The 11983-nt window shown below is 69.6% G+C and carries 11 protein-coding genes; 5 read left to right on the top strand and 6 right to left on the bottom strand.

The genetic code is table 11. The features are described 5' to 3' along the window. Nucleotides 1-91 precede the first annotated feature (91 nt). The 3 genes from trxA (at nt 92) to DV707_RS08750 (ending at nt 2303) form a co-directional block, all read left to right on the top strand. The gene (gene trxA, locus DV707_RS08760; protein WP_103992183.1) at nt 92-523 is read left to right on the top strand and encodes a thioredoxin; all 432 of its coding nucleotides are present in this window, start codon (nt 92-94) and stop codon (nt 521-523) included. Nucleotides 524-603: 80 nt separating this feature from the next. Further along, nucleotides 604-1572 (top strand): ribose 1,5-bisphosphate isomerase, encoded by a 969-nt coding sequence (locus DV707_RS08755; protein WP_103992182.1) that lies wholly within the window; start codon nt 604-606, stop codon nt 1570-1572. A gap of 119 nt (nt 1573-1691) precedes the next feature. Then, the gene (locus DV707_RS08750; protein WP_103992181.1) at nt 1692-2303 is read left to right on the top strand and encodes a hypothetical protein; all 612 of its coding nucleotides are present in this window, start codon (nt 1692-1694) and stop codon (nt 2301-2303) included. A gap of 19 nt (nt 2304-2322) precedes the next feature. Here DV707_RS08750 and rbcL read toward each other — a convergent pair whose 3' ends face one another. From rbcL to DV707_RS08730, 4 genes are all read right to left on the bottom strand, one after another. Then, on the bottom strand, nt 2323-3609 hold the full coding sequence (gene rbcL / locus DV707_RS08745) for a type III ribulose-bisphosphate carboxylase (protein WP_103992180.1): 1287 nt from the start codon (nt 3607-3609) through the stop codon (nt 2323-2325). A 149-nt stretch (nt 3610-3758) separates the two neighbouring features. Then, the gene (locus DV707_RS08740) at nt 3759-5810 is read right to left on the bottom strand and encodes a DEAD/DEAH box helicase (protein WP_103992179.1); all 2052 of its coding nucleotides are present in this window, start codon (nt 5808-5810) and stop codon (nt 3759-3761) included. A 67-nt stretch (nt 5811-5877) separates the two neighbouring features. Next, nucleotides 5878-6918, bottom strand: a complete 1041-nt coding sequence (locus DV707_RS08735; RefSeq protein WP_103992178.1) for an agmatinase family protein — start codon at nt 6916-6918, stop codon at nt 5878-5880. Between the two features lies 1 nt (nt 6919). Further along, nucleotides 6920-8251: an aspartate aminotransferase family protein gene (locus DV707_RS08730; RefSeq protein ID WP_103992177.1), complete on the bottom strand. Its 1332-nt coding sequence runs from the start codon at nt 8249-8251 to the stop codon at nt 6920-6922. A gap of 224 nt (nt 8252-8475) precedes the next feature. On the opposite strand from DV707_RS08730, the gene DV707_RS08725 reads away from it, so the two are divergent. After that, a complete protein-coding gene (locus DV707_RS08725) occupies nt 8476-9444 on the top strand; it encodes an NrpR regulatory domain-containing protein (protein ID WP_103992176.1) in 969 nt (322 codons plus the stop codon). On the opposite strand, the gene DV707_RS08720 is transcribed toward DV707_RS08725, so the two are convergent. Continuing rightward, the gene (locus DV707_RS08720) at nt 9445-9675 is read right to left on the bottom strand and encodes a hypothetical protein (RefSeq protein WP_136361839.1); all 231 of its coding nucleotides are present in this window, start codon (nt 9673-9675) and stop codon (nt 9445-9447) included. It abuts the gene before it with no gap. Then, nucleotides 9672-11177: a sodium:solute symporter family transporter gene (locus tag DV707_RS08715; protein WP_235010796.1), complete on the bottom strand. Its 1506-nt coding sequence runs from the start codon at nt 11175-11177 to the stop codon at nt 9672-9674. The genes DV707_RS08720 and DV707_RS08715 overlap by 4 nt, the downstream gene beginning before the upstream one ends. Nucleotides 11178-11334: 157 nt before the next feature. On the opposite strand from DV707_RS08715, the gene DV707_RS08710 reads away from it, so the two are divergent. Continuing rightward, nucleotides 11335-11967 (top strand): cyclase family protein, encoded by a 633-nt coding sequence (locus tag DV707_RS08710; RefSeq protein WP_103992173.1) that lies wholly within the window; start codon nt 11335-11337, stop codon nt 11965-11967. The last annotated feature ends 16 nt before the right edge of the window (nt 11968-11983 follow it).

Raw genomic sequence — 11983 nt, 5'->3', positions numbered from 1 at the left:
CGCCCGACGCCCGGTACCGGATCGTTTTGTGCGATTGTATTGCCCGTAGTTTGCAAAACTGTTTTATTCTACGCCCTCCAACGAGGTGGTGATGAGCGAATCACCCAACGAGATCGACGAGATCCGCGCGCAGAAGCGCGAGGAGCTTGCTTCCCAGCTGAACGGGGACGAGACCGCCGACGAGTCCGAAGAGGAGGCCTCCGTGCCCGGCGAACCGATCCACGTCAACGGGTCCGACGAGCTACAGGACGCGATCTCGACGTACGACGTCGTGCTGGTCGACTTCTACGCGGACTGGTGCGGTCCGTGCAAGATGCTCGAACCGACCGTCGAGTCGCTGGCGGCCTCGACCGACGCCGCGGTCGCGAAGGTCGACATCGACCGGAACCAGCAGCTCGCCCAGCAGTACCAGGTCCGCGGCGTGCCGACCCTCCAGCTCTTCAGCGACGGCGACGCCGTCGAGCAGGTCGTCGGCGTCCGCGACGAGTCGACGCTCCGGTCGCTGATCGAGCAGTACCTATAGAGCGACCGCGCCGGCCGCCCCTCGCGTGACCGCCGCGGCGCCGGGCGCGCGCTTTTTTGTCGGGGGCCCGAAGGAGCCGTATGAGCGATTCGCCACCCGAGGTCGAGGTATCGCCGGCCGTCGCCCGCACCGCCGAGGACATCGGCTCGATGGAGATCCGCGGCGCGGCGACCATCGCCGCCGCGGCGGCCGAGGCGCTCGGCGAACAGGCCGCCGGGAGCGACGCCGACTCCCCCGAGGCGTTCCGCGCGGAACTCCGGGCGGCCGCCCGCGTCCTCTACGACACCCGTCCGACGGCGGTCAGCCTCCCGAACGCGCTCCGGTACGTCCTCCGCGACGTCGAAGGCGAGACCGTCGAACGCCTCCGGGCCAGCGTCCGGGCGAGCGTCTCGGAGTTCTGTCGACGGCTCGACAACGCACAGACCGACCTCGGACGCGTGGGTGCGAACCGCCTCCGCGACGGCGACACGATCATGACCCACTGCCACTCGACGGACGTCCTCGCCTGCGTCGAGGCCGCCGTCGAGCAGGGGAAGTCGCTGTCGGCGTTCGTCAAAGAGACCCGGCCCAGGAACCAGGGTCACATCACCGCCGAGGCGCTCGGCGAGCTGGGCGTCGACGTGACGCTGATCGTCGACTCCGCGGCGCGGCGGTACCTCAACGACGTCGACCACGTCCTCGTCGGGGCCGACAGCATCGCCGCCGACGGGTCGGTGATCAACAAGATCGGCACGAGCGGCCTCGCGGTCAACGCCCGCGACCGGGGGACTCCGATCGTCTGCGCCGCCCAGACGATCAAGCTCCACCCCGATACCCTGACCGGCCACACCGTCGACATCGAGATGCGCGACGAGCGCGAGGTGGTCGATAGGGAGACGGCCGAGGAGATCGGCGACCCGGAGGTTCTGAACCCCGCCTTCGACGTGACGCCGCCGCGCTACGTCGACGCCATCGTCACCGAGCGCGGTCAGTTCCCGCCGGAGAGCATCGTCAGCCTGATGCGGGAGCTGTTCGGCGAGAGCACGACGGAACCGTGGGCGGAGGCCTGAGCGGGCGTCCACGAGTGGTCCGCCGGCGCAGACGACCGCGTCGGGCACTGCCGGCCGCACCGAAGCGACGCAGATCCGCCACAGAAGAGTTTTACCGACGTGGGAGCGACCCAGGAGCGATGGCGACTCCCCCGCACCTCTCCCCGAAACTCGTCGTCGGGGTCGGTTCCCTCCTCCTGGCGCTCGTCGCGACGTGGGCGACGATGCGCACGTCGGGTTACCCCGCAGAGCGGTCGCTTCCCGCGTGGCCGAAGGTCCTCGGCTCGCGGCTCCGAAACGAACTCCCCCGCGGCGACCACCTCACCGCCGCGTGGGTCGCGGTCGCGCTCTGGTCGGTCGCCGTCTCCGGGCTGCACTTCGGCGGCGTCTACTACAACGTCTACACCACGATGCCGTGGTGGGACCTGATGACCCACGCCATGGGCGGCCTCGGCGTGGCGGCGCTCCTGGCGTTCACCTTCCGCGGGCCGACGCTTCGGTCACCCGTCTGGCTCGTCCCGGCCGTCCTCGCGATCGGGGCCGGCTTCGAGGTCTACGAGTTCCTCTTCAAGGCGTTCTGGCACCGCTGGTCCCTGGCGTTCTACGTGGAGGACACGGTCGTCGACCTCGTCCTCAACACGACCGGGGCGACCGTCTTCGCGGCCGCGACCGCGCTGTATCGGAGCCGGGTTCGGTCGGGATCGGCGGCGGCCGATCACGGCGGCGACCCGGTCGGGACCGACACCGACTGATACTGATTGCTCTCGTCTCTTACCGCGGCGTCTCCGTCCCCCACTCGTCGATCGCCGCCCGGAGCGCGGGGCTCTCCTCGGCCTTCGACTCCAGCGACCGGTCCTCGGCGTAGGCGTCGACGGCCGCACGCAGCGCCTTCGCGCCCTCGTGCGTGCCGTCGGGGTGGCCGTGGATGCCGCCGCCGGCCTGCACGCAGACGTTGGTGCCGGTCGCGTCCAGCAGGTCCGGGACCAGTCCGGGGTGCAGCCCGCCCGATGCCACGGGCAGGACGTCGTCGAGGCCGTGTAGATCGTCACGGAGCCACGCGTTGATGCCGACGGTGTCCTCGTTGGCGAGCTTGCCGAGTCCGGCCGTTCCCGTGTGGAGTTGGTCGACGCCGACGAGGCGGGCGACCTGCGCGAGCACGCGCATCGAGACGCCGTGCTCGGGCAGGCGGTCGAACGCCGCGTGCATCGCGCGGTGGGCGTGGATCGCCAGGCCCAGTTCCTCGCAGCGCTCCCGCACCGTCTGCACCGCGGCCCAGCCGGTGGTGACGACGTCGACCATCACGTACTCGCAGCCCTCGGCGGCGACCTGGTCGACGCGTTCGAGCATCTCGTTCGTGCCCGCGGTGACGTTGATCAGGTACGACTTCGGCTCGCCGGTCTCGTCTTCGGCCCGGTCGCGCTCGGCGAGGCTCTCGACGAGGCGGTCGTGGAACGGGTTGAACTCCTGGTCAGTGAGGTTCTCGTCGTCCTTCAGGAGGTCGACGCCGCCGGTCCAGGCCTCGTAGCCCACCTCGGCGTGCCGCTCGGTCGAGAGGCCGACCTTCGGCTTCGGCACGGTCGCGAGGATCGGCCGGTCGTCGACGCCGAAGATCTCCCGGCGCACCGACGACCCGAACTGCGGGCCCGAAAAGGACGTCGCGAGCCCCTCGGGCCACTCGCAGTCGACGAGCCGGATCGTGTCGACGGCCTTCATCCCCATGATGTTGCCCGCGATGCAGGAGAGGATCTGCGGCATACTCCCCGGCTCGAAGAGGCCCTCTGGGTAGGCGACCTTGATCTCCGCGGCGTCGGTCGTGGCGCCCGTGCCCGAGTCGTCGTCGATCTCCCCGATCTCGAACGCCATCGCCCGCATATCGGTGAACCCCTCGCCCGTCGGGAGCGCCGCCCACGTCCCGTTGGACGACTCTGAGGCGACCCGGGAGGCCGCCGATTCGACGCCCATCCCGTCGGCGGGGTCGATCCGGAACGTACAGACCAGGTCGGCGTCGGACGGCTCGAACGACAGGTCGATGAAGTCCTCGTAGGTGATTCCAGCCATACCCGTCGAAGTTCACGGCGGAGGCTGATAAACCTCGTCGGGGGCGGCGCTGTCGTCCGCCCGCCCCGACGTCGCTTCGGTTGTCACCCGTCCCTGCGCCGTCCGCGACGTCACCGCGGTTGTCGTCCGATCTCGTGTCGTCAGCGACGTCACCGCGGTTGTCGTCCGATCTCGTCACCGGGCGCGTCCTCGACCGAATCGGCGAGTCGCCGCCGAACCCGATCGAAGACGTCGACGTCTGCGCCGAGCGTCCCCGCGAGGGCGTCGCCGGCCCCGAGGAGCCAGACCACGCGCTCGACGTGGGACTCGACGTCCCCCGGGCCGACGCGGTAGCGGTCGACGAGCGCCTCGATGGACGCGCCCTCGCTCCACTCGAAGACGAGTCGCGCCAGTTTGACCGCACAGAGCCACGCCTCGAAGTCCTCGGCCTCCTCCGGTGCGGTCGTGAACTCCGCGGCGTGCCGCGAGGCGTACCGGTAGACGTCGGCGCGCTCGCGGTTGCCGAGGTACGTCCCGCGCATGTCCGGCGTCGCGCAGACGACGCCCAGCGCCGTGAGCGCGGTGACGTCGGCGTCCGCCATCGACTCGATCGTCCGGACTCCCTCGATCAACCGCGCGCCCGTCTCCGGGCGGACGTACTGTCTGGAGACGGTTTCCCCGAGGTCCGTCGCGGCGAGGGCCCGGCTGGCGGTCGCCCTCGGATCCGGTCCGTCCCCGCGACCCCGCTCCGCGTCGGCGCTCGCGGCGCCGCCCGCGTCGCCGTCCACGTCGAGCAGTTCCATCTCCGCGAGTTCGCCCGCGACCGTCGCGAGCAGCCCCGAGAGGTCGACGTCGGGCGACTGGGGGGCGAAGAACGTCGCGTCGAGCAGGTCGAGGACGCCCGCCGTCGAGTCGGCGAACCCGGAGGCGACCACGCTGAGGACGTGCGTCCGCAGGGCCTCCCGCGCGGCCAGTTGCGACTCGACGGCCTCGGGGCCGGCGTCGACGTAGCGGTCCCAGAGGTCCTCGGCCGTGCGCTCGTCGCCGACGAGGACGGCCTCGCCGTAGGGGTCGAGGTGCGGCCGGCCCGCGCGGCCGCACATCTGGTGGACCTCGAGGACCGGCAGTTTCGACATCTCCTCGCCGGTGTAGCGTTCGAGGTCGCGGACGACGACGCGCCGCGCGGGGACGTTCACCCCCGCCGCCAGCGTCGGCGTCGCGCAGATCACGCCGAGTTCGCGGTCCCGGAACGCGGACTCGACGAGCGCGCGGTGCTCGTCGACGAGCCCCGCGTGGTGGAATCCGACCCCGGACTCGACGGCCGCGGCCAGGCGCCTCCCCGTCGCGGTCCCGTCGACGCCGCGGATCTCCTCGGCGAGGTCGCCCGCGGCGGCAGCGTCGGGGGCCAGCTCCGCCTCGGCGAGCCGCGCCGCCAGCGACTCCGCCTCCCGGCGCGAGCGGACGAACGCGAGACACTGCCCGCCCGAGTCGATCGCCCCCTCCACCAACGAGGCCGTCGCCTCGGTGTCGCGCTCCTCGTCGGGACCGACGTCGCGCACGTCGACTCCGAGCGTCGACCCGTCGTCGAACGTCACGTCGTCGCCGTCGTAGACGCCCGTCCGGAGCGACACCGGCCGCCACGTCGACTCGACGAGTTCGGCGTCGAGCCACGAGGCGACGTCTTCGGGGTTGTCGACCGTCGCCGACAGCGCCACGATCTGGACGCCCGGCGCGCGCCGCTGCAGCGTCGCGAGCGTGACCTCCAGCGTCGGGCCGCGACGCTCCCGCCCGAGCAGGTGGACCTCGTCGACGACGACGCAGGCGAGGTCTTCGACCCACGAGGCCCCGTTCCGGATGGCGGAGTCGACCTTCTCCGCCGTCGCGACGACGACGTCCTCCTCGCCGAGTTCCTCGTCGGGCGAGTCGAAATCGCCCGTCGAGATGCCGACGCTCACCCCCGGAAGCTCCGCGAACGACTCGTACTTCTCGCGGGCGAGCGCGCGCAGCGGAACGGCGTACAGCGCCGGGCCGTCGGCGGTCAGCATCGCCAGTTCCGCGATCAGCGTCTTCCCCGACGCCGTCGGGATCGCGGCCACGACGTTCTCGCCCTCGGTGATCCCGGCGTCGACGGCGGCGGCCTGCGGCGGGTACAGTTCCTCGATGCCCGACGCGCGGTAGTGCTCGCGGACGGCCGCGGGGACGGGGAGGTCGCTGACGTGCACACCTCCGAGTGGGCGCGTCATCACATAAAAACTCCCGCGTGCCACCGAAGTCGGAAGTCGCGCCCGACTACGCGAACCGCTGTTCGAGGAGCGTCGTGAGCAGGTACGCGCCCAGCCGCGAGGTGTTGTCGGTCGGATCGAGCGGCGGTGAGACCTCCATCAGGTCGACGGCCCCCACCGAGCCGTGCCGCCCGAGCGTCTCCATCACGGTCAGCGCCTGCGAGGCGCTCAACCCGCCCGGTTCGGGGGTCCCGGTCCCCGGCGCGACCGACGGGTCCACGGAGTCGATGTCGAAGGTCACGTAGACGGCGTCGGCGTCGGCCGCGGCGTCGGCGACGGCCGCCTCGACGACGGCTTCGATCCCCTCCCGCTCGACGTCGCGGACGGTGAAGAGCGACAGCCCGCTCTCCTCGGCGAACTCGAAGAACCCGGGCGACTCGTAGCCGCGGATGCCGACCTGCGAGACGTGCTCGTAGTCGGTGTGCGGCGACTCGGCGATGTGGTGCGTCGAGGAGCCGTGGAAGTGCTCGCCCAGCACGGCGCTCTCGGCCACCGTGTCGGTGTGGGCGTCGATCTGGACCAGGCCGACGGTGTCGTGGTCACTGCCCTCGGCGAACCCCCTGAACGACGGGAACGTGCAGTAGTGATCGCCGCCGAGGAGGACCGGCATCACGCCCTGGTCGGCCACGGTCGCGACGTGCGCGGAGATGGACTCGGCCGTCGTCTCGCGGTCCATCGGAAAGACGGGGACGTCGCCGCAGTCGACCAGGTCGAGCGCGCCGAAGTCGACCTCGCGGCCGGTCCGGACGTTCGTCAACCCGCCCTTGTAGCCCGAGAGGTACGCCAGCCACCCGCTGGCGCGGCGGAGGGCGCGGGGTCCGTAGCGCGTCCCCGGCCGGTTGCTGACCGCGCCGTCGTACGGCGCGCCGAGGACGGCGGCGTCCGCGCCGGCGACCTCCTCGACGTCGGCGATCTCGCGCTTCAGGAACGTGTCGAAGCCCGCGTAGGGGAGTTCGACCGCGCTCCCCGGGTTGGACTCGCGGAACGCGGCGGCGCGGCTGGTGCCCTGGCCCCCGGCGGCGCCGCTGGTTCCCTGGCCTCGGTCCATCTCACGCGCCCCCGTCGCGGGTCGCCTCGACGGCCGTCCGGAGCCCCTCGACGGCGCGTTCGAGCTGGTCGCGGGAGATCGACAGCGGCGGCTGGAACCGCATCACGTTCTTGTGGAAGCCGCCGACGCCGATGATGATCCCCCGCTCTCGGAGGTGCTTTCCGACCGACTTCGCGAGTTCGGCGTCCGGGGCGGGCGCGACGCCCATCGGTCCGGTCTCGTCGGGATCGACGAGTTCGATGCCCTGCATCAACCCCAGTCCCCGCGCGTCGCCGACGACGTCGTAGTCCGCTTCCAGTTCCGCGAGCCGGTCGCTCAGCCACGCGCCCTGTTCGCTCGCGTTCTCGATCAGGCCGCCCTCGAGTTCGTCGATCGTCGCCAGCGCGGCGGCGCACGCGACGGGGTTGCCGCCGAACGTCGACAGGTGGTCGCCGGCCTCGAACGCGTCCGCGACCTCCGAGCTGGCCGTGAACGCGCCGAGCGGGAGGCCGTTCGCGATGCCCTTCGCCTGCGGCATGATGTCGGGGACCACGTCGAAGTGGTCCGAGGCCCACATCTCGCCGGTCCGGCCGTACCCGGCCTGCACCTCGTCGACGACGAGGAGCGCGCCGTGATCGTGCGCGATCTCCTTGACGCGCGAGAGCCACCCCTCCGGCGGAACGATGATTCCGCCCTCGCCCATCACGGGCTCGACGACGACGGCCGCCAGGTCGTCGGCGGTGTGCGTCTCGATCACGCGTTCGACGTCCTCGGCGCAGGCGCACGAGCACGGCCCGCCGTCGCACATCTGACAGCGGTAGGCGTACGGCGGCGCGACGTGTGCGACGTCGTTGATCGTCGGGGCCATGTCCGCCTTGTAGGACTTGTTGCCCGTCAGCGCGAGCGAGCCGAGCGTGCGGCCGTGGAACGACATCTCCAGGGCCAGCACCTCCTTCGAGCCGGTGTACTTCCGCGCGAGTTTGATCGCGCCCTCGACCGCCTCGGTGCCGGAGTTACAGAAGAACGTCTTCTGGAGGTCGCCGGGCGTGACCTCCGCGAGTCGCTCCGCCAGCGCCGCGGCCGGCTGGTTCGGATGGACGTACGTGCACCCGTGGACGAACTCGTCGAGTTGCGCTTTGGCCGCCTCGACGACGGCCTCGTTGTTGTGGCCCGCGTTGGTCACCGAGATCCCCGAAAACACGTCGAGGTACTCGTTGCCGTCGAAGTCCTCGACCGTGCTCCCGGACGCGCGCTTGATCGGAACGTTGAGATTCTTCCAGATGGGCATCAGATACTCGTCGTACTGTGCTTCGACCCGCTCGTTCGACGGTGGTGAGTCTGTTTGCTGTGACATATTTATATGGAATCCCTATTCCACCTTGAGTGGCTCTTGTTTCGATGCGTTCAAAAATCTTGAGGTGAGCGAGCCGACCAGAAACGGGTCAAAGATGCGAATAGCGATTTCCCGGTGCGGTACGTGCGACGGATCGTCGGGATGAGATATGGTAATCTGTTTCCGCTTAGATCCGTGGGTGTGGAGGATTTTTACCCGCCCCTGTCGTGGCTCGAAGTAAGCAAATGGCCACCGGTGGAGAGAGGCGACGGTACGATCTGCTCCGCCTCATCGACGAGAACGAACCGATCGGGAGCATCCGGCTCGTCGATCTGATGCAACAGCGCGGCTACTCGATCAAGGACCGGACGATCCGCCTGATGCTGTCGGAACTCGACGAGGAGAACCTCACGGAGAAAGTCACCGGAAAGGGGCGGCGGTTGACGCCCGAGGGACGCGAGGAACTCCGGCGCGGGGACGTGAGCGGTCGGTTCGAGCGGATCCGCGAGCGGATCGCCACCCTGACGAGCGAGGTCACCTACGACCCCTCCGAGGACGGCGGCGAAGTGGTGTTCGGCTCCGGTCGAGTGCCGGCCGACCGGGTCGACGACGCGTTCGCGTTGCTGACCGCGCTCCACCGGTCGTCCGTGGGTCCGGTCCCCGTCTCGTTGATCGAGACCGACTCCGAGTCCGAGGTGGAGATCGCGGCCCCGTCGAGCATCACGCTGGACGGAATCCTCCTCTCCCGCGGGATCAACGCTCGGCTCGTCACCGGCGGTCTCGTCGAATACGACGGCGAAATCGACCGCTACATCGACGCCATCAGCGGGGAGGGCTCGACGATGGACGTCGTTCGCCTGCTCGTCGAGGCCGGTCGGACGGACGTCGACGCGATCCTCGAGGAACGCGAGGGGATCCTGATCGTCGACAGCCGGGAGTTTCCGCTGACCCGGTTCGACGAGGCGCGGGACCTCTCGACGGCCGCACGGGACCAACTGGGCGGCGTGCTCGACTTCCGTCGTCCTCGGGAGACCGGCCAGATCCCGGCCGGTCGGTCCGGTTGGGAGTTCGCCTCGCTCACCTACGGCGGCGTCAGCGAGGCGGCGTTCGCGCTGCTGTACGAACACGACCTACTACGGAAGTGGGAGTCGCTGGGCGGAGTACGACCGCGGAGCGCGTTCGAACCGGCGCCGACGCTCCGCGAACGGCTGTGACTACGCGCCGACGACGATGCCGACGATGAGCACGCCGAAGAACGCGGCCCACAGTCCCAGCGACCGCAGCGTCTCCGTCCTGTCTTCGAGCTCTACCGGCCCCGTGTCGGCGGTCTCCCGATCGCTGTCGAACCCCTGGGTGAGGAACCAGTACACGACGAGCGCGCCGAACAGCGCCTCGGCCACCCAGAACAGGACGATCATCCCGGTGAAGAGGCCCTGGCTCATCATCGGTCCTCACCTCCGTCGACGCCGCCGTCGGCAGCGATCTCTGAGCCCTTCTGAGCGATCGAATCGAACCGGAAGTCGTCGGGGGCGGCCGCGCTGAGGGCGGCGGCGAGCCCCGTCGACACCAGGTGGCCGACGGCCATTATCTCCCACAGTTTGAGCGCCGGCGTGCTGACAACGACGCCGTAACTCGCCGCGAGCAGGTACCCCGTCACGACCTGTGAGACGACGACGCCGGAGACGAACCCGGCCTGCGAGGTCTTCTTCCAGAACAGCGAGAGCGCGAACGGGCCGACGAGCGCGGACGCGCCGATGCCGCCGATGAGGAGCAGTTGCACGAAGCTGATCGAACCGAGCGCGAACACCGTGGCCACGAAGATCACGACCGCGAACCCGATCGAAGCGGCGCGGGCGACCCGGAGTTGCTGCTCGTCCGACGCCCCGGTGTCGAGGTGTCGGTAGTAGATGTCACGCGAGGTGAGGCTGGCGATGGCCGTCAGGTACGAGTCGACGGACGATCCCAGGACCATAAGCGCCACGAGCAGGAACAGGATCGCCGCCCAGTCGGGCAGCAGGCCGAGCGCCTCGATCGAGAGGTTGCCCGGCGCGACGTCGGTGAACGCCGCGAGGCCGACGAACCCGATGACGGAGTACATCGCGATGGTCGTGAACACGCCGATCCCGCCGATCGTGAGGAACCGCGAGGTCTTGTCGCGGCGGACGGCGAACACGCGCTGCCAGGTCGCGAGCGAGACGACGCCCCACACGCCCAGCCCGAGCGCGTAGGGGAGGAACAGCCCCTCGATGGCGTTGAGATTCGCCATCGAGAGGAACGACGACGCCTGCGACCCGAGGTTCGCGACCATCTGGTCGTACACCTGGCCCGGTCCTCCCGTTTCGAGCAGCAGGAGCGGGACGAAGACCAGCGTCAACACCAGCGCGCTGACGAACTGGACGAAGTCGGTCGTCATCGACCCCCAGAGGCCGCCGAGGAGGATGTACACCCCGATGACGCCCATCAGAACCGCCATCACGATGTTGGGGTCGATGCCGGTCAGTCCACCGATGACCGTCCCGCCGACGAACAGCTGGATCACCCCGCCGAGAACCATCGTGTACAGGATCACGAAGATCACGACCAGATGCGCCCACTTGCCGAACCGCTCGATGAAGTACTCGCTGTAGGTCAGTCCCTGCGGGAAGAGCTTGCGCATCCGCAGCGCGAAGGGGATGACCACGAACGAGGAGAGCACGGCGGGGGCGGCGTACATCCAGGTGCCCGCGACGCCGGTGATGCCGACGTACTGTGGCACGCCGAGGATGTCGCCCGCCCACATCCAGGTCACGGCGAACGAGGCCGTCGTCAGCCCGACCTGGGCTCGCCCGCCGGCGGTGATGAACTCCTCCGTGTCGTTCACCGACTGCCGCTGGTAGATGTAGTAACTCAGCGCGATCATCGCGACCCCCCAGGCCGCCAAGAGCCCGGCGCCCGTGAGTTGCGTCACCACGGCCGATCACCCCGGTCGGAGAACCGATCGCCCGCCCGACACCGATGGTGGTAATGTATTACCATATCAAGAGAAGCAGAGTGAGACGACACATATAAAAATTGTGGTGGCGAGTGACATGGCTTACGTACCCGTAGCACGAACCACCGCTCGAATGCACGTCGATTTGACCCATCCGATCGAGACGGGAATGCAGACGTATCCGGGGGACCCGGACGTGGCAGTTCACGACCACGCGTCGCACGACGCCGACGGCTACCGCGTCTCGTCGGTCGACCTGGGCAGCCACACGGGAACGCACGTCGACGCCCCCTCGCACGTGGTTCCGGACGGAAAGACGCTCGACGACTACCCCCTCGACCGGTTCGTCTTCGACGCGGTGCGCGTCGACTGCCGGGACCTCGGCGCGCGCGAACCGATCCCCGCAGCGCGCGTTCCCGCGACCGAGGCGGAGTGTCTGGTGCTCTGGACCGGCTGGGACGACCACTGGGGGTCCGACCGATACGCCGATCACCCGTACCTTTCGCCGGCGGCCGCACGGCGGTGTGCCGATCGGGGACTGGCCGTCGCCTCCGACACGCTGAACCCCGATCCGACGCCGACGCCGGCGGCCGACGACGGCGAACCGGAGGGGTTCGCCGCCCACCACGCGCTGCTCGAGGCCGACTGTCTCGTCCTGGAGAACCTCACCGGTCTGGATGCGGTCGAAGACCGGTTCGAACTCCGGGCCTACCCCCTGGCGCTCGGCGGCGACGGTGCCCCCGTCAGGGCGGTCGGGGTCGTCTGAACACCGGCACATCTAT

Source organism: Halobellus limi, from assembly GCF_004799685.1.
Taxonomy (GTDB): domain Archaea; phylum Halobacteriota; class Halobacteria; order Halobacteriales; family Haloferacaceae; genus Haloquadratum; species Haloquadratum limi.
The sequence above is the reverse complement of the archived record's forward strand: the minus strand, read 5'-3'. Positions and strand labels throughout refer to the sequence as shown.

Excerpts from the sequence above, each read along its gene's own strand:
- DV707_RS08755 (WP_103992182.1), top strand. The coding sequence starts at position 604 with ATGAGCGATTCGCCACCCGAGGTCGAGGTATCGCCGGCCGTCGCCCGC.
- DV707_RS08710 (WP_103992173.1), top strand. The coding sequence starts at position 11,335 with ATGCACGTCGATTTGACCCATCCGATCGAGACGGGAATGCAGACGTAT.
- DV707_RS08730 (WP_103992177.1), bottom strand. The coding sequence starts at position 8,251 with ATGTCACAGCAAACAGACTCACCACCGTCGAACGAGCGGGTCGAAGCA.
- trxA (WP_103992183.1), top strand. The coding sequence starts at position 92 with ATGAGCGAATCACCCAACGAGATCGACGAGATCCGCGCGCAGAAGCGC.
- DV707_RS08735 (WP_103992178.1), bottom strand. The coding sequence starts at position 6,918 with ATGGACCGAGGCCAGGGAACCAGCGGCGCCGCCGGGGGCCAGGGCACC.
- DV707_RS08725 (WP_103992176.1), top strand. The coding sequence starts at position 8,476 with ATGGCCACCGGTGGAGAGAGGCGACGGTACGATCTGCTCCGCCTCATC.
- DV707_RS08720 (WP_136361839.1), bottom strand. The coding sequence starts at position 9,675 with ATGATGAGCCAGGGCCTCTTCACCGGGATGATCGTCCTGTTCTGGGTG.
- DV707_RS08750 (WP_103992181.1), top strand. The coding sequence starts at position 1,692 with ATGGCGACTCCCCCGCACCTCTCCCCGAAACTCGTCGTCGGGGTCGGT.
- rbcL (WP_103992180.1), bottom strand. The coding sequence starts at position 3,609 with ATGGCTGGAATCACCTACGAGGACTTCATCGACCTGTCGTTCGAGCCG.